The organism is Pseudomonas nunensis, from assembly GCF_024296925.1.
Lineage (GTDB): Bacteria > Pseudomonadota > Gammaproteobacteria > Pseudomonadales > Pseudomonadaceae > Aquipseudomonas > Aquipseudomonas nunensis.
On record NZ_CP101125.1, the window covers coordinates 3809802 to 3827522 of the forward strand.

Genomic DNA, 17721 nt, shown 5'->3' on the forward strand with positions numbered 1-17721 from the left:
ATTCAAACGCAGGAATTTATTTCTTGAGGACAACCAATACGTCTTCCAATTCAGCAATCATCTGCCGAATCATCTGTTTGTATTGGGTGGTGTCGTCTTTGGCTTCATCGCCGGACAAACGCAAGCGTGCGCCGCCGATGGTGAACCCTTGATCGTAAAGGAGCGCGCGGATCTGCCGGATCATCAGCACGTCTTGTCGCTGATAATACCGGCGGTTTCCGCGGCGTTTGACGGGGTTGAGTTGAGGAAACTCCTGCTCCCAGTAGCGCAGCACGTGTGGTTTTACCGCACACAGCTCGCTGACTTCACCAATGGTGAAGTAGCGTTTGCCTGGGATGACGGGTAGCTCGTCGTTATGACTTGGTTCCAGCATAAGCCTCAACTCGGGCCTTCAACTTCTGCCCTGGACGAAAGGTGACCACACGGCGAGCCGTGATCGGGATTTCTTCACCCGTTTTCGGATTGCGGCCAGGCCGCTGGCGTTTGTCCCGAAGGTCGAAATTGCCGAAACCGGACAATTTGACTTGTTCGTTGTCTTCAAGAGCGTGCCTGATTTCTTCAAAAAACAGTTCGACCAATTCCTTGGCCTCCCGTTTATTCAGGCCCAGCTCTTCATACAGACGTTCCGCCATCTCAGCTTTCGTCAGAGCCCCCATACGTCACTTCCTTAACGTGGCGTTCAACCTTTGTTCGAGCGAGGTGAGGATATTTTGCGTCGTGTTATTCACCTCATCGTCATTAAGAGTGCGCGATGGATGCTGCCAGGTCAAGCCAACTGCGAGGCTTTTTCTATCAGGATCAATGCCTTTACCCTGATACACGTCAAATAGCCTGAGGTCCGTCAGCCATTCCCCTGCATTTTCACGGATTACGTCCAGTACGGCGCTGGCTGCGACGTCTTTTTCGGCAATCAGTGCAAGGTCACGACGCACTTCAGGAAAGCGCGACAACTCTTGGAATTTAGGCATTTTACCCAACGCCACTTCCGCCAGAACCAGCTCGAAAACGAAGACCGGACGGTCGAGACCGAGGGTTTTCGATAATTCCGGGTGAATCGCGCCGACGTAACCGACCAAGCGACCTTCACGCTCGATGCGCGCAGTCTGACCTGGATGCAGCGCCGGATGCTTGCCTGGCACGAAAGTGAACGAATCCAGTGCACCGGCAAAGCCCAACACCGCTTCCACGTCAGCCTTGACGTCGAAGAAATCCACGACATCGCGACCTTGCGCCCAGCCTTCCGGCAGACGGCTACCGCACACAACACCCGCCAGCATCGGCTCTTGCTTCAAGCCTTCCAGCTGACCGACAAAACGCAGGCCGCTTTCGAACAGACGGACGCGATCTTGTTGACGGTTCAGGTTGTGCTGAAGCGCCTTGACCAGACCTGGCCACAGGGACGAGCGCATCGCCGCCATGTCGTTGGAAATCGGGTTGGCCAGCAGCAGCGGTTCAACACCCGGATTAAACAGTTCGAATTGTTTCGGATCGATGAAGCTGTAGGTGATTGCTTCCTGATAACCACGGGCTACCAGCAGACGGCGCAGCTCAGGCAGGTCGCTACGAGCTTCGGCCTTGGCTTGCGGCGCCAGACGGGCTTGCGGGTAACGAACCGGCAGACGGTTGTAACCGTACAGACGGGCCAATTCCTCGATCAGGTCAACTTCCAGGCTGATATCGAAGCGATGGCTTGGCACTTCTACGCGCCACTGCCCTGCCCCATCGGCGGAAACAGTCAGGCCCAAGCCGTTGAGCAGACGCTCGACTTCGGACGGTTCCATTTCCATGCCCAGCATCTGGGTGATGCGTTGCGCGCGCAGGGTAACCGGCGCGATTTTCGGCAGGTGCTGCTCGCTGACGGTTTCGATGATCGGGCCGGCTTCGCCGCCAGTGATTTCCAGCAGCAGGCCAGTGGCGCGCTCCATGGCTTCACGGGCCAGTTGCCAGTCCACGCCACGCTCGTAGCGGTGCGAAGCGTCGGTGTGCAGGCCATAGGAGCGGGCCTTGCCAGCGACAGCAATCTGATCGAAGAACGCGCTTTCAAGGAACACGTCGCGGGTGGTCGCGGTGTTGACGCCGCTGTGCTCGCCACCCATCACGCCAGCAATTGCCAGGGCGCGGGTGTGGTCGGCAATCACCAGCGTATCGCTACGCAGGCTGACTTCCTGACCGTCGAGCAGAACCAGCTTCTCGCCTTCTTCAGCCATGCGTACGCGGATGCCGCCATTGATTTCGGCGAGATCGAATGCGTGCAGCGGTTGACCCAGCTCCAGCATCACGTAGTTGGTGATGTCGACGGCAGCGTCGATGCTGCGCACGTCGCCACGGCGCAAGCGCTCGACCATCCACAGCGGCGTTGGCTTGGACAGGTCGACGTTACGGATCACACGACCCAGATAACGCGGGCAAGCAGCTGGTGCCAGCACTTCAACCGAACGCACTTCATCGTGCACGGCTGGCACGACAGCCACTACCGGACGGGTGACTTCGGCGTTGTACAGCGCGCCGACTTCACGGGCCAGACCGGCCAGGGACAGGCAGTCGCCGCGGTTCGGGGTCAGGTCGACCTCGATGCTGGCGTCGTCCAGGCTCAGGTATTCACGAATGTCTTGACCGACTGGCGCATCGGCTGGCAATTCCATCAGGCCATCGTTGCCTTCGCCCACTTGCAGCTCGGCTTGCGAGCACAGCATGCCGTTGGACTCAACGCCACGCAGCTTGGCTTTCTTGATCTTGAAGTCGCCTGGCAGTTCGGCACCGATCATGGCGAACGGAATCTTCAGACCCGGGCGCACGTTAGGCGCACCGCACACGACCTGGAAAGTCTCCGAGCCATTGCTGACCTGGCAAACACGCAACTTGTCGGCGTCCGGGTGCTGCTCGGTGCTCAGCACCTCGCCCACCACCACACCGGTGAATTCGCCGGCGGCCAGCGTAACGCTGTCGACCTCAAGACCGGCCATCGACAGACGAGCAACCAGCTCGTCACGACTTACCTGCGGGCTTACCCAGCCACGCAGCCATTGTTCACTGAATTTCATCCTGCTCTCCTAAGAATTCGTTACGACTAGCGAAATTGCGCGAGGAACCGCAAGTCGTTGTCGAAGAACAGACGCAAGTCGTTCACGCCGTAACGCAGCATGGCCAGACGCTCAACGCCCATGCCGAAGGCAAAGCCCGAGAACTCTTCCGGGTCGATCCCGGACATACGCAGCACGTTCGGGTGAACCATGCCGCAGCCCATGACTTCCAGCCAGCCAGTCTGTTTGCAGACACGGCAGCCTTTACCGCTGCACATCACGCATTCCATGTCGACTTCGGCGGATGGCTCGGTGAACGGGAAGTACGAAGGGCGGAAGCGCACGGCCAGTTCTTTTTCGAAGAACACGCGCAGGAATTCTTCGATGGTGCCTTTGAGGTCGGCGAAATTGATGTCGCGATCGACCAGCAGGCCTTCGACCTGGTGGAACATCGGCGAGTGGGTGATATCGGAGTCGCTACGGTACACACGGCCTGGGCAGACGATGCGGATCGGCGGTTGCTTCGATTCCATGGTGCGGACCTGTACCGGCGAGGTATGGGTGCGCAGCAACATGTTGGCATTGAAATAGAAGGTGTCATGCATCGACCGGGCCGGGTGATGGCCTGGGATGTTGAGCGCTTCAAAGTTGTGATAGTCGTCTTCGACCTCAGGGCCTTCGGCGATGCCGTAGCCGATGTGGGTGAAGAACTGTTCGATACGTTCCAGAGTGCGCGTAACCGGGTGCAGACCACCAGAGGTCTGGCCACGGCCAGGCAGGGTCACGTCAATGGACTCGGCAGACAGTTTGGCGGCCAGGTCGGCCTCGTCAAACAGTGCCTTGCGGGCATTGAGAACCTCTGTGACACGCTCCTTGGCAACGTTGATCAGTGCGCCGACTTGCGGACGCTCCTCTGCCGGCAAATTCCCCAGGGTCTTCATCACCTGAGTCAATTCACCCTTTTTGCCAAGGTAGTGAACCCGGATTTGCTCCAGGGCATTGATATCTTCAGCGCTTTGCACAGCCTCTAGAGCTTGAGAGACCAGCGCGTCCAGGTTTTCCATGTACAGACTCCAGATACAAAATAGGGGAAGAGCTTGAAGGCTCTTCCCCTATTTATGACGTTTAACACCTGGCCCCACAGAGGTGAGGTCGGGTGACTGTCGGGGGTACTTAAGCCAAGGTGGCTTTAGCTTTCTCGACAATCGCAGCAAACGCCGCTTTTTCGTTCACTGCCAGATCAGCCAGAACCTTACGGTCGATCTCGATGGACGCTTTTTTCAGGCCGGCGATGAAACGGCTGTAGGACAGACCGTTGATACGTGCACCAGCGTTGATACGAGCGATCCACAGAGCGCGGAACTGACGTTTTTTCTGACGACGGTCACGGTAGGCGTATTGGCCTGCCTTGATTACCGCTTGCTTGGCAACACGGAATACGCGCGAGCGAGCGCCGTAGTAGCCTTTAGCAAGTTTCAGAATTTTTTTGTGACGTTTACGGGCAATGACGCCACGCTTTACACGAGCCATGAGTTACTTCCTCTATTCTTGACTAAATTAACGAAGGCGCAGCATGCGCTCGACTTTTGCCACGTCACACGGTGCCAGCAAGCTGCTACCGCGCAGTTGACGCTTACGCTTGGTCGACATTTTAGTCAGGATGTGGCTCTTGAAAGCGTGCTTGTGCTTGATACCGTTAGCAGTTTTCAGAAACCGCTTAGCAGCACCACTTTTAGTTTTCATTTTTGGCATGTTCGGATACTCCGCATTCAGTTGATAAACATAATCAGAAGGCCTGCCGTGCCCTATTGATTACTTCTTCTTTTTCGGGGCGATGACCATGATCAGCTGGCGTCCTTCCATCTTAGGATGCTGTTCGACCGAACCGTACTCGAGCAAGTCACCTTCAACTCGCTTGAGGAGTTCCATCCCCAGCTCCTGGTGGGCCATCTCACGGCCGCGGAATCGCAAGGATACCTTGGCCCTGTCCCCATCACTCAGGAAACGTACCAGGTTGCGCAGTTTTACCTGGTAATCCCCTTCCTCCGTCCCTGGACGAAACTTGATTTCTTTAACCTGGATCTGCTTCTGGTTTTTCTTGGCCGCAGCAACCTGCTTCTTCTTCTCGAAGATCGATTTGCCGTAGTCCATCAGTTTGCAAACAGGGGGTACTGCATCGGCGGAAATTTCCACCAAATCCAGTTTGGCCTCTTCAGCCTTAAGAAGCGCGTCTTCAATTGACACAATCCCAAGCTGCTCACCCTCAGCCCCAATTAACCGAACCTCGCGTGCCGAGATATTCTCGTTGATCGGGGCTTTCGGTGCAGCTCGTTTATCTTGTCTCATTTCACGCTTAATAGTAATTACTCCGAATCTGGGCGACCACGCCGGGAAACCGCTTGAGCGAGGAACTCAGCGAATTGGGCGACGGGCATCGAGCCCAGGTCAGCACCTTCACGAGTACGCACAGCGACAGTCTGCATCTCGACTTCCCGATCTCCGATAACCAAGAGATAAGGAACCTTGAGCAAAGTATGCTCGCGGATTTTAAAGCCGATCTTTTCATTTCTCAAGTCAGACTTGGCACGAAATCCGCTTTCGTTGAGAGTTTTTTCAACCTCAGCGGCGAAATCAGCCTGCTTGTCAGTGATATTCATGATCACTGCCTGGGTCGGAGCCAGCCACGCAGGGAACGCACCCTCGTAGTGCTCGATCAGGATTCCGACAAAACGTTCGAAGGATCCGAGGATCGCCCGGTGCAACATAACCGGGTGCTTGCGACTGTTGTCTTCGGAGACGTATTCGGCTCCCAAACGGACAGGCAGATTAAAATCGAGCTGCAGGGTACCACACTGCCAGACACGACCGAGGCAATCTTTCAGCGAGAATTCGATCTTCGGACCGTAGAACGCACCTTCACCCGGCTGCAAATCGTACGGCAAGCCCGCGCTATCAAGGGCTGCAGCCAAGGCTGCTTCGGCGCGATCCCACAATTCGTCCGAACCAACGCGTTTTTCCGGACGAGTGGACAGCTTCATCTCGACGTCTTTAAAGCCGAAGTCGGCATAAACGTCCATGGTCAGCTTGATGAACGCAGCGGATTCGGCCTGCATCTGCTCTTCGGTGCAGAAAATGTGTGCGTCGTCTTGGGTGAACGCACGTACACGCATGATGCCGTGCAAGGCACCCGATGGCTCGTTACGGTGGCAAGCACCGAATTCAGCCAGGCGCATCGGCAACTCGCGGTAGCTCTTCAGGCCTTGATTGAACACCTGCACGTGGCAAGGGCAGTTCATCGGCTTGATGGCGTAGTCGCGGTTTTCCGACTGAGTGGTGAACATGTTGTCGGCGTAGTTGGCCCAGTGCCCGGATTTCTCCCACAGGCTGCGGTCAACGACTTGTGGAGTCTTGATCTCCAGATAGCCGTTGTCGCGCTGAACTTTGCGCATGTACTGCTCGAGCACTTGGTACAGGGTCCAGCCGTTCGGGTGCCAGAACACCATGCCCGGCGACTCTTCTTGGGTATGGAACAGGCCCAGGCGCTTGCCGATCTTGCGGTGATCGCGCTTTTCAGCTTCTTCGATGCGCTGGATGTAAGCCGCCAACTGCTTCTTGTCAGCCCAGGCAGTACCGTAAACGCGCTGCAATTGCTCGTTCTTGGCATCGCCACGCCAGTAGGCGCCGGACAACTTGGTCAGCTTGAAGGATTTCAGGAAGCGCGTGTTCGGCACGTGCGGACCGCGGCACATGTCGACGTATTCTTCGTGATAGTACAGACCCATGGCCTGCTCGTTGGGCATGTCCTCGACCAGGCGCAACTTGTAGTCTTCGCCACGGGCCTTGAACACTTCGATCACTTCGGCGCGCGGAGTGACTTTCTTGATCACGTCGTAATCTTTCTCGATCAGCTGCTGCATGCGCTGTTCGATCGCGGCCAGGTCGTCCGGAGTGAAAGGACGCTCGAAGGCGATGTCGTAATAGAAGCCTTCGTCGATGACCGGACCGATGACCATCTTGGCCGTCGGGTACAACTGCTTGACCGCGTGGCCAACCAGGTGGGCGCAAGAGTGGCGAATGATCTCCAGCCCCTCTTCATCCTTTGGCGTAATGATTTGCAGCGTGGAATCGCTGTCGATGATGTCGCTGGCGTCAACCAGCTTGCCATTGACCTTGCCGGCCACGGTGGCTTTGGCCAGGCCAGCACCAATGGATGCGGCGACCTCGGCTACGGAAACCGGGTGATCGAATGAACGTTGACTGCCGTCGGGAAGAGTAATAGTTGGCATGGCGCCTCCTCTCCTAGTGGTGACCCCTACCAAAGGTCACGTGGGTTGGGATGAGCCAGTACAAGATCCGATCCAGGCCATTCAATAACGAACGCCTGCCTTACAGCGGCAGGAGCCTTGCGGCCAACCGGAAAACCGAACCAGAGTGACTGGGATTCAAATCAGGGTTATTCGTGCCTCTGCCGCTACCGGGACCAATGGTCACCGGAGCCCGCAAAAGCCCGAGCGAGGCATGCTAGCACAGATGAACGGTCGTCGCGGTAGAGAGGTTTTCTGCTGGGGCAAATCAGGCGATTTTATGCCAGAGTGATGAACTTGAACCCCGCTTTACCCCTCAGATAACAAGACATTGACCCACAAGGAGCATCCCAGCATGCGTCTGAATCGTTTGTTCGCTGTAGTCGCCCCCATCGTCCTGCTGCTGCCAATGGCCGCCCATGCCGAATGGCCAAAGGGTGAGCGCGAGAAATACATGGCTCAGTGCACCCAGGCAGCCACCCCGCAAATCGGCGCGGCTGCTGCCAATGCTCACTGCGCTTGCGGTGCTGACGCGATCAAATCGTACCCGGCCAAGGACCTTCAAGCCCTGATGGACAACAAAGCTGATGAAGCTTTGCAACGTAAGGCGCTGACCCAGATTTCTTCCTGCAAAGCCGATAACAAGGCAAAAAAATAAGCCCTGAAAAGCGCTTTAAAGGCTCCTTCAGCCAGTGAAAAGCCTCCGAAAAGCGCTTTTTTGTACAATTTATGCAGGTTTTACAGCTTTTTTTATCGTCTTTACTTTCGGCTGAAAGCCTTTTAAATCGGGGCTTTCAGCGCGATGAAGCAGTAAAGAAAGCGCGACTGTTTGGCAAACAACCCCTCTGGGGGGCTCCCAAACCGTACATTTCGACTATGATAGTCCCGTGTGCCCAGTTGGCCTGAGCAGCACAGTACTACTGAAAATATATGTTTCTTGGAGATACACCATGTCTAATCGCCAAACCGGCACCGTTAAATGGTTCAACGATGAAAAAGGCTTCGGCTTCATCACTCCTCAAGGTGGCGGTGACGACCTGTTCGTACACTTCAAAGCTATCGAAAGCGACGGTTTCAAAAGCCTGAAAGAAGGCCAAACCGTTTCCTTCGTGGCTGAGAAAGGCCAAAAGGGTATGCAAGCTGCACAAGTTCGCCCAGAGTAAGTTTCTGGCGCACTAAAAAAACCCCGTCCATGTGACGGGGTTTTTTATGGGCGAAACAAAAGCTGCCAGCGATCAGCCGCAGTTGACGCGCGTGATCACCAGGTTGTCATCGGTGTTCAGGTTCAGGCGATCCGAGCGGTACTCCAGAGTCACCATGTCGCTGGGCTTGAGGATCCGGGCATTCTGCGCGCCTGCGCGAGTGCGGGCCTGTTCCAGCAGTTCTGGTGAAGCCTTTTTGCCGATGGTGAATTGCGCCGCTTCTGAATCACAGCGGCTGTGGCCGGTGTCGGTCACCACAGGGTCCTTTGCTGCCGACTCGGTGGAGGGAGTACTGCAACCGGCCAGCATGGCAACGGCCAACAAAGTACCCAATGACGCGAGCTTCCAAGGCATGAAGCCTCCTTCTTTCAATAGTTAAGCTGAGTTCGTGCGACCGCCAATCCGGCCTTTGGTTTCACAGACAGCGCTATCGCCCTGTCCCTCTGTCTGGACAATCAGCGAGTTTGCCTGAGCGTCGCCGTGCCGTTCAGCACTCAATCGTGACTGAATATGAACAGCACTCAATAGATGTCGATGTAGTCGAACGGCGGCGTCGGCCAGTTCTCTTTCAGCGCATTGAAGATCTGCATGACCCAGACCTCATCACTGGCGGCGACCAATCCCACGTAGCCCGAGCCCTTGGCCCACGTCTCAAGACGAAACAGCAGCCCACCGATGTCGGTGCCGCCCACAACGCCCGACGAAATGTAAGCGATGCCAGCCTTGGTCACCCGCAACTGGGTGTGCTCATCGTCGCTGGCGGAGGCCAGCAGTTGGCGCACAGCTTCAAGGGTCAAACCGTCAGGGGTATTCAAATCGATCTGCACAGCGCGGTCCTTGAAAATCCATCAAAGACCAAGTGTCGCATAGCCCTCCCCTCATGCCTAAGTCGGAGTGCCAAACAGCGCGCAAAATGGTTAACTCGGAACTCAGACTTTTCCGACTTCACGAGCGCCATCATGACCACCCTAAGCATCGACGCCGACATCAAAGCCAAGTGGGCACAGGGCCACAGTTCTTACAGCCCTGGCAGCCCGGAAGAGCTGGCAATCATTGGAATCGATCTGTTGGTCAAGGAGCTGGGAACGCAAGCCGCGCAGTCGTTCATCGCCCAGGTATTCGAGAAATACCCGGCTGACTATCTCGGCGTGGTGGATTCAGGCAGGGAATAAAAACCCGCAGGCTGGCACCTGCGGGTATACGACTTACTTCAGACGACCCAGACGCTGGGTCAGCAGGTCGAAGAAACCCTGGGCATCGCCATTCTCGACCCAGAAAGCATTCTTCGGCGCTTTCAGTCCGTCATACCAATCGACGACAGTCTGGCCAAAGGTGATGCCTTCGCGGCTGTCGATCGCCACGTTGACCGAACGACCGGTGAACAGCTCCGGCTTCAGCAGGTAAGCGATAACGGTGGCGTCATGCACCGGGCCGCCAGGAATGCCGTAGTGCTCCATGTCGCCCTTGACGTACTCATTGAGAATATCGCCCACGATCTTGCCGGCATTGTTGTTGAGCGCGGCGATCTGTTTCAGGCGCGCGTCGCTGGTGAGGATCTTGTGGGTCACGTCCAGCGGCAGGTAAGTCAGCTTCACGCCGCTCTTGAGTACCACTTCCGCCGCCTGTGGGTCGGCGAACAGGTTGAACTCGGCCACCGGCGTGATGTTGCCGCCATTGAAGTGCGCACCGCCCATGATCACCACTTCCTTGATGCCCTGAACGATTTCAGGTTCCTGGATCAGCGCCAGGGCCAGGTTGGTCTGCGGACCGAGCATGGCGATGGTAATGCTGTGGGGCTTGGCAGCTTTCAAGGTATCGATCAGGTAATTGACCGCATTGCCCTCGGCCAGGCCTTTCTTCGGCTCGTGCACGGTGACACCCGACAGGCCTTCCTTGCCATGGATGTTCTCGGCATAGATCGGCGTGCGCATCAGCGGTTTCGGCGCGCCAGCGTAGACCGGCACGTCTTCGCGCCCTGCCCACTCACGAGCCAGCCGCGCATTACGCGAAGTCTTGTCCAGACGCACGTTGCCCGCCACGGTGGTCAGCGCGCGAATGTTCAGTTCTTCCGGCGAAGCCAGCGCAAACAGCAAGGCAACCACGTCATCGGCACCCGGGTCGGTGTCGATGATCAAGTCGATCTTTTCCGCCGCCTGGGCGCTTGTTGCAGTGATGAAAGACAAAAGCAGCAGACTCCGGAGCAGATGATGCAGTTTCTGAGCATAGCGGTGCATAGCGCACTCCTTGTGCATGGGAAAGCAGAAAAGGTTACAGCGAGTTAGAACGTCACCCCGGACACCAGCACGATGTTGCAGTACGGCGAACATTCGCCTGTACGAACAATCGCCCGTGCCTGTCGGCTGAGGACTTTGAATTGCTCATGGCTGAGCAGGTCACGGCGGCCCAGCGAGCCTTCGGCATTCAGCTCATCGAGTGTCGTCAGGGCCGAGGGTTGCTTGTCCAGGATCTCTTGGGCGAGCACATGGCTTTCGACCTGCATTTCGCTGAGCAGCACTTTCAAGGTGCTGACGAAATCCGGAATGCCGTGGGTCAAGGCCAGGTCGATCAATTCCACGCCCGGCGGCACTGGCAGGCCGGCATCGCCGATCACCACCATGTCGCCATGGCCCAGGGATGCGATCAGCCGCGATAGCGCGACGTTGAGCAAAGGTGTCTTTTTCATGGTGTCTTAAAGGCCTGTACTTCGGACAAGGTAGGAATCGAAGGCTGGGCACCCGCACGGGTAACCGAGAGCGCTGCGGCGACCTGACCAAAACGGATCGCTTCGGCCTCGGTTTTGCCAGACGCCAACGCAGCAGCGAAACCACCGACAAAGGTGTCACCCGCCGCCGTCGTATCCACCGCTTTCACGCTCGGCGCAAGGAAATGCTCGAAGCCGGTGCCGTTGGCAAACAGCGAGCCTTGGGCGCCAAGGGTAATGATGACTTTCGCGGCGCCCATGGCGAGCAATCGGGTCGCGGCAGTTTCGGCGGTTTCCAAGGAGTCCACCGGCAAGCCGCTCAGGGCCGACGCTTCGCTTTCATTGGGGATCAGGTAGTCGATGGCCGAGTACCAATCCGCTGGCAGCGGACGGCTGGCCGGGGCCGGATTGAGGATGACGGTCTTGCCCAGTTCACGGCCGCGCTTGAGCGCATGACCGACCGTGGCGTCCGGGACTTCCAGTTGACAGATAATCACGTCCGCCGCTTGCAACACCGAGTCGAAACGGTCGATCACTTCAGGCGTCAGCGCACCGTTGGCACCGGCGACAATCACGATCGCGTTCTGGCTATTGTCATCGACCACTATCAACGCTACGCCGCTGGCGCCATCGACAATGCTCACTGCCTGACAATCGATCTGTTCGGCCAACAGCGCCCCGCGCAATTCCTGGCCATAGGCATCGGTGCCGACGCAGCCGACCATCGACACCTCAGCACCCAGACGCGCGGCAGCCACGGCCTGGTTCGCACCCTTGCCGCCGGACACCGTGGCAAACGACTGGCCGATCAGCGTTTCACCGCCGCGAGGCAGTCGTGGCGCCCGGGTCACCAGGTCCATGTTCAGGCTGCCTATTACCACTACTTTTGCTGGCATACGTCACTACTCATTAATTCGGTTTCTGCTGTGCTTTCAGCGGAATTCGGAGAACACACCGGCAAGCGGCGCGGTCGACTCTCGCAAGACAATGCTGGGGGTCACGATCCGTTGATCAGTGGCCAGGCCCGGCGTGGCGATCCGGCGCAACAGCACTTCGGCGGCCATCTCTCCCAGTTGCAGGATCGACTGGCCGACAGTGGTCAGCGCCGGGTAGACATAACGACTCATCTGAATGTCATCGAAGCCAATCACCGATAACTCGGTGGGGACGCGAATGTTGCGCTCGGCGGCCGCTCGCAGCACACCGATGCCGATCATGTCGTTACCGGCGAAAATCGCACTGGGCGGGTTCTTTTCCAGCAGGATCGCGGCTGCACTGTAACCGCCGGTACTGGTGAAGTCGCTTTCCAGCATGCGCTCGCTAGGCACCTCGACGCCCGCCTCTCTCAGCGCCCGGCAATAACCCGCCAGACGCATTTGCGCCACGCTGGTGTCCGCCGGCCCGCCGATGGTGGCGATGTCCCGATGCCCCAACTCCAGCAAATGCCGGGTCGCCAGATAGGCGCCGTATTCGTGATCGATGCGCACCAGGTCGGCATTTACGCCATCCAGCCCACGGTCGACAATCACCATTGGTGTGCGCACGCCCGCCAAGCCTTCAGCGAGCACGGCATCACCACCGGCCGAGGCCACGATCAAGCCGTCGATGCGTTTTTCCAGCAACACCCTTAAATAGCTGCGCTGCTTGTCCGGGTTGTCGTCGGAGTTGCAAAGGATCACGCAATAGCCGTTACGCTCGCAGTAATCCTCGATACCCCGGGCCAGTTCGGCGAAGTACGGGTTGAGGCTGTTTGGCACCAGCAAACCGATAGTCGCCGTGGTTTTCGCTTTCAACGAGCGCGCGACGGCGCTGGGCACGTAGTCGAGGCTTTTTATCGCCGCCTCGACTTTCACCCGCACTTCTTCACTGACCGGCCGCGTCTTGTTCACCACATGGGACACCGTGGTGTAGGAAATTCCTGCGAGTGCCGCCACATCCTTGATCGTTGCCATGAATCAGGTCCGCCGGCTTGCGCGCTGACTGCGATAAGTATCAAGCACCACCGCCACCACGATAACCGCACCGGTGATGATGCGCTTGGTCGGTTCGGTCGCACCGATCTGCGCCAGACCGGCCGCCAATACCGAGATGATCAACACACCGAAGAACGTACTGATCACCGAACCGCGCCCGCCCATCAGGCTGGTGCCGCCGATGACAACGGCGGCGATCACTTGCAGCTCCAGGCCGGAACCAGCATTCGGGTCTGCGGCTTCCAGACGGGAAATCTGAAACAGCGCAGCGATGCCGGCCAACAGCCCCATCAGGCTGAATACCAGAATCTTGTAGGGTTTTGGATTGATCCCCGCCAGACGCACCGCTTCTTCGTTGGTGCCGATGCCGATCAGGTAGCGGCCGAACACCGTACGGGTCAGCACTGCCTGGGCGACGATGATGATCACAAAGGCAATGATGAACGACGGCGAGATGCCGAAGGCGATCGGGTTGGACAGCCAGGCGAAGGCGTCACCGATGTAGGCCGTACGCGAGCCGGTCATCTGGTACGCCAGGCCACGGGCCATTTCCAGCACGCCGAGGGACACGATGAACGACGGAATGCGCCAGGCCACGGTGATCGAACCGGTGATGGTCCCGGCCAAAGCCGCCACCGCCATGCCGAACAGGGCTGCCGGCAAAACGCTCCAGCCCCAGCCGAGAATCGCCACGCTAACCGCCGAGGCCGCAAGCGCCAGCACCGAACCGACCGACAGGTCGATGCCGCCGATGATCAGCACGAAAGTCATGCCGACCGCCAAAACCATCAAGTCCGGGATCTGGTTGGCCAGGGTACTGAAAGTGTCGTACGACAGGAAATGGCTGCTCAGCATCGAGAACAGCACGACCATCGCCAGCAAGGCACCGGCCAGGCCCAGATAGGTGCCGAGGCCGTAAAAATTGCCACTACGTTTACCGGCAGACGTTGCAGTTTTCATGGAAGATCCCTAGGCGCTGCTTCGTTGAGCAACGCATCACGTTTTTGGTAGCCGGCGAAAGCGGCGGCAAGCAAATCATCCTGGGTCCAGCTGTCGCGCTCGAACGTGTCGATCAGGCGCCCCGCCGACAACACGCCGATCCGGTCGCAGATCAGCATCAGTTCACGCAGGTCACTGGACACCACCACCAGCGCTTTGCCCTGGCGAGTCAGTTCGCCGAGCAAGGCATAGATGTCGAACTTGGCACCGACATCGATGCCACGGGTCGGCTCGTCGAACAACATCACCGAACAATCGCGTTCCAGCCAGCGGCCGATCACGACTTTCTGCTGGTTGCCGCCGGACAGCTCGGACACCAGTTGCGTCGGGCTGGAGCTGCGGATCCGCATCGCGTTGATCTGACGTTGAGCCAGGGCCATCTCGTCACCGTTGTTGACGACGCCCGCGCTGGAAATCACCGGCATGTTGCCCAAGGCAATGTTGGCGCTGATCGACTGGGTCAGCAGCAGGCCTTCGCCCTTGCGGTCCTCGGTGATCAGGGCGATGCCGTGACCCACCGCATCGGCCGGCGAACGAATGCTCACGACTTTGGCCGGAGAGCCCAGCGCGACCGTGCCGCTGTCTGGCGTGTCGGCGCCGAAGATCAGGCGCAGCAACTCGGTGCGCCCTGCTCCGATCAACCCGGAAATGCCGAAGATCTCACCGGCGCGCACTTCGAAAGACACGTCACGGACCTTGTCGGAACGGGTCAGCCCCGTAACAGTCAAGGCTGGCGCACCGATGTTGCGCGGCCCCATGTCCATGTGTTCGCCCAACTCGCGCCCCACCATCAGGGTGACCAGTTGTTCGCTGTTGTAATTGGCCATCGGCTCGACGCAGACCAGGTTGCCGTCGCGCAATACCGCAATGCGCTGGGCCACTCGCGCCAGTTCTTCGAGTCGGTGGGAAATGTAGATGATTGACACACCACGAGCTTGCAGGCGGGTGATCTGTTCGAACAGCATCTCGACTTCCCGCGCCGTCAGCATCGCGGTCGGTTCGTCGAGGATCAGCACATGGCAGTCGCCGATCAGGTTGCGGGCGATCTCGACCATTTGCTGGTGACCGATGCCCAGTTCGCCGACCAGGGTGTCCGGGTCAATCGCGTCAAGGCCGACCTGGGCCATCGCTTCGATCGCTGCCTTGCGCAATTGCTTGCGGCTGATCCAGCCACCGTTGCTCGGCAGGTTATCGAGAAACAGGTTTTCCGCCACCGACAGGGTCGGCAACAGATTGAGTTCTTGCATGACCATGCGGATGCCCAGGTCTTCAGCCTGGGTACGGCTGCCGGGGCGGTATTCCTGACCCTGGAATTGCATCTGGCCGGTGGTCGGTGTGACCAGGCCGCCGATGATCTTCGACAGGGTGCTTTTGCCGGCGCCGTTTTCACCAGTCAGCGCCAGCACTTCACCGCGCATCAGCGTCAGGTCGATGCCGGTCAGGACCGGTTGGGCATAGGTCTTACCGATACCGCTGACCGAGAGGACAGCGTTCGGGGCGGAAACTGACATAAAAACTCTCCATGCGCTCGCCCGGACGGGCGAGCACCGTTGTGTCGCCAGAAGGACTACTTGGTAACCAGCTCTACCGGAGTTTCGATCACGCCGTTGGTACCGCTGTCGACTTTCTCGCCTTTGATGATTTTCAGCGCAGTCTCGATCCCGAATACAGCTTGCTTGGCGGCAAACTGGTCAGCGGTGGCCAGGACGCGGCCATCCTTGAGCATCGGCTTGATGGCGTTGATGTTGTCGTAACCGACCACTTGCACCTTGCCAGCCTTGCCGGCGGCACGGACAGCGGAAACGGCGCCGACGGCCATGCTGTCGTTACCGGTCAGCAGGGCTTTGACTTCCGGGTATTCGCTGAGGATCGACGCGGCAACCTTGTTGCCTTTGTCGATTTCCCAATCACCGGACTGCAAGGAAACCACCTTGATCTGCGCCGCTTCCATCGCGTCTTTGAAACCCGCGGTGCGCTGCTGGGCGTTGGTGGTGGTGGATACGCCTTCGATGATGCCGACTTCGTCACCGGCCTTCAGTTGCTTGGCCAGGTACTCACCCACCAGACGCGCGCCTTTGCGGTTGTCCGGGCCTACGAACGGTACGGTGATGTTTTTGCTTTTGACGACGGCCGGGTCAAGCTGGTTGTCGATGTTGATCACGGTGATACCGGCATCGACGGCTTTCTTGATCACCGGCACCATGGCTTTTGAGTCAGCCGGCGCGATGACCAGTGCATTGACCTTGGCCAGAATCATTTGCTCGACGATGCGGGTCTGGCCAGCGGTGTCCGTTTCGTCCTTGATGCCGTTGGAGATCAGGTCGAAATCGGCGGAATGGTCTTTCTGATAGGCCTTGGCGCCGTCTTCCATGGTCAGGAAGAATTCGTTGGCCAGGGATTTCATGACCAGCGCGACTTTAGGTTTTTCAGTATCGGCGAACGCCGAAGAGAGGGGCAACGCGGCGGATGCGGCAGCCAGCATAGCGACAGCGAGAAGACGTCCAGCGAATGGCAGCTTCATGGGTTCACTCCGATCTTATGATTATTGTGAGCAACGCTTGCGCTGGCGTAGGCTACAGGGTGTCCTTCGATGGATCGAGCCATCGAGAACGCCGCGCAAACGTTTGCGTAGACCGAACTATGCGAACCCTGCCGAGATTTGTCAACGATCAGAATTGACCATTTTGTGCGCTGGCTGGCAAAGCCAGGCATAAGCCTCAGGCCGTGGTATTGACCATCGAGCCGGTGCTGGAGCCCTTGGCCATTTCCTTGACCAGTGCGCCGGACACTTCCAGCAGCGCGCCGTTGGTGTCGGCAATCTGCCCTTGAATCGCCATGACTACTGTCGACTTGGCTTCCGGCGTCGGATAAGACGCTGCTTGGGCTGCGGCCAGTTGTTGCTGTTGCTCACGCAGTTGCTGTTGCAGCTCTTGCATGCGCTTGAGCAGGATTTTTACCGCGGCGCTCTGATTGCTCTTTCCTTCAGATGCGGCCTCGGTATCCGTGCTTTTATCCAGCCCCACCGGGCCAGTCTTGACGACCTTGCCGTCATCTTCTTGAGTGCCCAACGCTTTGGCGGCCTCGGCCTGCGTGGCATCGTTCAACGCGCGGATCGTGGCAGCGGATTTGCCGCCAATGGTCACGCCTGCGGCGTTGGGAAGACCGACTGATAACGACATGTGAACTCCTGAAAAAAGATTCCTTTGAAGACCATCGACCTGTGCGGGGTTTTCTTTAGCACTGATTTGGAATTCGGCAAGGTAACTAATCAACAAGGATCGTAGGCCCTTTCGGAGAACCGAACGCAAATACTCAACGTATTCGGAAACCCGGACAAAAGGTTGTGTAATTTCATTACCGCCGACATAAATACTGATATAAATCATCAGCTTAAAGTTTTCTCTCCTTCAAAGTAGGGCTGGTACAGATCCTGCTCTTTCTTGTGCACCCCAGGCGTTCAGATCTGCCGGGGGCGTATCTAGATGAACCTGCATCAGCACCGTCACTACTAGAGAGAAAATA

Annotated in this window: 21 protein-coding genes; 3 read left to right on the forward strand and 18 right to left on the reverse strand. The window is 57.9% G+C overall.

Annotated features, from left to right (window positions below; all coding sequences use genetic code 11):
• Nucleotides 1–16: 16 nt before the first annotated feature.
• From NK667_RS16330 to thrS, 8 genes are all read right to left on the reverse strand, one after another.
• Nucleotides 17–373, reverse strand: a complete 357-nt coding sequence (locus NK667_RS16330) for a MerR family transcriptional regulator (protein WP_003179985.1) — start codon at nucleotides 371–373, stop codon at nucleotides 17–19.
• Complete coding sequence (gene ihfA, locus NK667_RS16335) at nucleotides 354–656, reverse strand: integration host factor subunit alpha (RefSeq protein ID WP_002553164.1); 303 nt, start codon at nucleotides 654–656, stop codon at nucleotides 354–356. Before ihfA ends, NK667_RS16330 begins: the two co-directional genes overlap by 20 nt.
• Nucleotides 657–659: 3 nt before the next feature.
• Entirely contained in the window at nucleotides 660–3041 is a 2382-nt protein-coding gene (gene pheT, locus NK667_RS16340) for a phenylalanine--tRNA ligase subunit beta (protein ID WP_054053059.1), read from the reverse strand.
• A gap of 26 nt (nucleotides 3042–3067) precedes the next feature.
• Nucleotides 3068–4084 (reverse strand): phenylalanine--tRNA ligase subunit alpha, encoded by a 1017-nt coding sequence (gene pheS / locus NK667_RS16345; RefSeq protein WP_054053056.1) that lies wholly within the window; start codon nucleotides 4082–4084, stop codon nucleotides 3068–3070.
• 109 nt (nucleotides 4085–4193) lie between these two features.
• Nucleotides 4194–4550, reverse strand: a complete 357-nt coding sequence (gene rplT, locus NK667_RS16350; RefSeq protein WP_007905879.1) for a 50S ribosomal protein L20 — start codon at nucleotides 4548–4550, stop codon at nucleotides 4194–4196.
• A 27-nt stretch (nucleotides 4551–4577) separates the two neighbouring features.
• On the reverse strand, nucleotides 4578–4772 hold the full coding sequence (gene rpmI, locus NK667_RS16355) for a 50S ribosomal protein L35 (protein WP_008145659.1): 195 nt from the start codon (nucleotides 4770–4772) through the stop codon (nucleotides 4578–4580).
• A 60-nt stretch (nucleotides 4773–4832) separates the two neighbouring features.
• Entirely contained in the window at nucleotides 4833–5384 is a 552-nt protein-coding gene (gene infC, locus NK667_RS16360) for a translation initiation factor IF-3 (protein ID WP_176469887.1), read from the reverse strand.
• On the reverse strand, nucleotides 5384–7306 hold the full coding sequence (gene thrS, locus NK667_RS16365) for a threonine--tRNA ligase (protein WP_010455934.1): 1923 nt from the start codon (nucleotides 7304–7306) through the stop codon (nucleotides 5384–5386). Before thrS ends, infC begins: the two co-directional genes overlap by 1 nt.
• Before the next feature lie 373 nt (nucleotides 7307–7679).
• On the opposite strand from thrS, the gene NK667_RS16370 reads away from it, so the two are divergent.
• Nucleotides 7680–7982 (forward strand): hypothetical protein, encoded by a 303-nt coding sequence (locus NK667_RS16370; RefSeq protein WP_054053054.1) that lies wholly within the window; start codon nucleotides 7680–7682, stop codon nucleotides 7980–7982.
• A 292-nt stretch (nucleotides 7983–8274) separates the two neighbouring features.
• On the forward strand, nucleotides 8275–8487 hold the full coding sequence (locus NK667_RS16375; RefSeq protein ID WP_003179963.1) for a cold-shock protein: 213 nt from the start codon (nucleotides 8275–8277) through the stop codon (nucleotides 8485–8487).
• 72 nt (nucleotides 8488–8559) lie between these two features.
• Here NK667_RS16375 and NK667_RS16380 read toward each other — a convergent pair whose 3' ends face one another.
• Complete coding sequence (locus tag NK667_RS16380) at nucleotides 8560–8880, reverse strand: I78 family peptidase inhibitor (RefSeq protein WP_054615463.1); 321 nt, start codon at nucleotides 8878–8880, stop codon at nucleotides 8560–8562.
• Between the two features lie 167 nt (nucleotides 8881–9047).
• Nucleotides 9048–9353 (reverse strand): hypothetical protein, encoded by a 306-nt coding sequence (locus NK667_RS16385; protein ID WP_054053050.1) that lies wholly within the window; start codon nucleotides 9351–9353, stop codon nucleotides 9048–9050.
• Nucleotides 9354–9485: 132 nt separating this feature from the next.
• On the opposite strand from NK667_RS16385, the gene NK667_RS16390 reads away from it, so the two are divergent.
• Complete coding sequence (locus NK667_RS16390; RefSeq protein ID WP_054053047.1) at nucleotides 9486–9698, forward strand: hypothetical protein; 213 nt, start codon at nucleotides 9486–9488, stop codon at nucleotides 9696–9698.
• Nucleotides 9699–9731: 33 nt separating this feature from the next.
• On the opposite strand, the gene NK667_RS16395 is transcribed toward NK667_RS16390, so the two are convergent.
• The 8 genes from NK667_RS16395 to NK667_RS16430 form a co-directional block, all read right to left on the reverse strand.
• Complete coding sequence (locus NK667_RS16395; protein ID WP_054615464.1) at nucleotides 9732–10760, reverse strand: nucleoside hydrolase; 1029 nt, start codon at nucleotides 10758–10760, stop codon at nucleotides 9732–9734.
• 44 nt (nucleotides 10761–10804) lie between these two features.
• Nucleotides 10805–11209, reverse strand: coding sequence for a D-ribose pyranase (gene rbsD, locus NK667_RS16400; protein WP_054615465.1), 405 nt, complete (start codon nucleotides 11207–11209; stop codon nucleotides 10805–10807).
• Entirely contained in the window at nucleotides 11206–12123 is a 918-nt protein-coding gene (gene rbsK, locus NK667_RS16405) for a ribokinase (RefSeq protein WP_054615466.1), read from the reverse strand. The genes rbsD and rbsK overlap by 4 nt, the downstream gene beginning before the upstream one ends.
• A gap of 36 nt (nucleotides 12124–12159) precedes the next feature.
• Nucleotides 12160–13179 carry a LacI family DNA-binding transcriptional regulator gene (locus tag NK667_RS16410; protein WP_054053039.1) on the reverse strand — a complete coding sequence of 340 codons (1020 nt, stop codon included), beginning with the start codon at nucleotides 13177–13179 and terminating at the stop codon, nucleotides 12160–12162.
• Nucleotides 13180–13182: 3 nt separating this feature from the next.
• Nucleotides 13183–14160, reverse strand: a complete 978-nt coding sequence (locus NK667_RS16415) for an ABC transporter permease (protein ID WP_054053037.1) — start codon at nucleotides 14158–14160, stop codon at nucleotides 13183–13185.
• Nucleotides 14157–15710, reverse strand: a complete 1554-nt coding sequence (locus tag NK667_RS16420; protein ID WP_054615467.1) for a sugar ABC transporter ATP-binding protein — start codon at nucleotides 15708–15710, stop codon at nucleotides 14157–14159. Before NK667_RS16420 ends, NK667_RS16415 begins: the two co-directional genes overlap by 4 nt.
• A 56-nt stretch (nucleotides 15711–15766) precedes the next feature.
• Nucleotides 15767–16720, reverse strand: a complete 954-nt coding sequence (locus NK667_RS16425; protein WP_054615468.1) for a sugar ABC transporter substrate-binding protein — start codon at nucleotides 16718–16720, stop codon at nucleotides 15767–15769.
• 196 nt (nucleotides 16721–16916) lie between these two features.
• The gene (locus NK667_RS16430; protein WP_054053032.1) at nucleotides 16917–17378 is read right to left on the reverse strand and encodes a hypothetical protein; all 462 of its coding nucleotides are present in this window, start codon (nucleotides 17376–17378) and stop codon (nucleotides 16917–16919) included.
• Nucleotides 17379–17721 lie beyond the last annotated feature (343 nt).

What these genes read in the sequence shown, in the direction of transcription:
- NK667_RS16425 (WP_054615468.1), bottom strand. Translation starts at nt 16,720, where the DNA reads ATGAAGCTGCCATTCGCTGGACGTCTTCTCGCTGTCGCTATGCTGGCT.
- pheS (WP_054053056.1), bottom strand. Translation starts at nt 4,084, where the DNA reads ATGGAAAACCTGGACGCGCTGGTCTCTCAAGCTCTAGAGGCTGTGCAA.
- rpmI (WP_008145659.1), bottom strand. Translation starts at nt 4,772, where the DNA reads ATGCCAAAAATGAAAACTAAAAGTGGTGCTGCTAAGCGGTTTCTGAAA.
- rbsD (WP_054615465.1), bottom strand. Translation starts at nt 11,209, where the DNA reads ATGAAAAAGACACCTTTGCTCAACGTCGCGCTATCGCGGCTGATCGCA.
- NK667_RS16430 (WP_054053032.1), bottom strand. Translation starts at nt 17,378, where the DNA reads ATGTCGTTATCAGTCGGTCTTCCCAACGCCGCAGGCGTGACCATTGGC.
- rplT (WP_007905879.1), bottom strand. Translation starts at nt 4,550, where the DNA reads ATGGCTCGTGTAAAGCGTGGCGTCATTGCCCGTAAACGTCACAAAAAA.
- NK667_RS16410 (WP_054053039.1), bottom strand. Translation starts at nt 13,179, where the DNA reads ATGGCAACGATCAAGGATGTGGCGGCACTCGCAGGAATTTCCTACACC.
- NK667_RS16395 (WP_054615464.1), bottom strand. Translation starts at nt 10,760, where the DNA reads ATGCACCGCTATGCTCAGAAACTGCATCATCTGCTCCGGAGTCTGCTG.
- NK667_RS16390 (WP_054053047.1), top strand. Translation starts at nt 9,486, where the DNA reads ATGACCACCCTAAGCATCGACGCCGACATCAAAGCCAAGTGGGCACAG.
- thrS (WP_010455934.1), bottom strand. Translation starts at nt 7,306, where the DNA reads ATGCCAACTATTACTCTTCCCGACGGCAGTCAACGTTCATTCGATCAC.
- NK667_RS16415 (WP_054053037.1), bottom strand. Translation starts at nt 14,160, where the DNA reads ATGAAAACTGCAACGTCTGCCGGTAAACGTAGTGGCAATTTTTACGGC.
- ihfA (WP_002553164.1), bottom strand. Translation starts at nt 656, where the DNA reads ATGGGGGCTCTGACGAAAGCTGAGATGGCGGAACGTCTGTATGAAGAG.
- NK667_RS16380 (WP_054615463.1), bottom strand. Translation starts at nt 8,880, where the DNA reads ATGCCTTGGAAGCTCGCGTCATTGGGTACTTTGTTGGCCGTTGCCATG.
- NK667_RS16420 (WP_054615467.1), bottom strand. Translation starts at nt 15,710, where the DNA reads ATGTCAGTTTCCGCCCCGAACGCTGTCCTCTCGGTCAGCGGTATCGGT.
- NK667_RS16330 (WP_003179985.1), bottom strand. Translation starts at nt 373, where the DNA reads ATGCTGGAACCAAGTCATAACGACGAGCTACCCGTCATCCCAGGCAAA.
- rbsK (WP_054615466.1), bottom strand. Translation starts at nt 12,123, where the DNA reads ATGCCAGCAAAAGTAGTGGTAATAGGCAGCCTGAACATGGACCTGGTG.
- NK667_RS16370 (WP_054053054.1), top strand. Translation starts at nt 7,680, where the DNA reads ATGCGTCTGAATCGTTTGTTCGCTGTAGTCGCCCCCATCGTCCTGCTG.
- NK667_RS16375 (WP_003179963.1), top strand. Translation starts at nt 8,275, where the DNA reads ATGTCTAATCGCCAAACCGGCACCGTTAAATGGTTCAACGATGAAAAA.
- pheT (WP_054053059.1), bottom strand. Translation starts at nt 3,041, where the DNA reads ATGAAATTCAGTGAACAATGGCTGCGTGGCTGGGTAAGCCCGCAGGTA.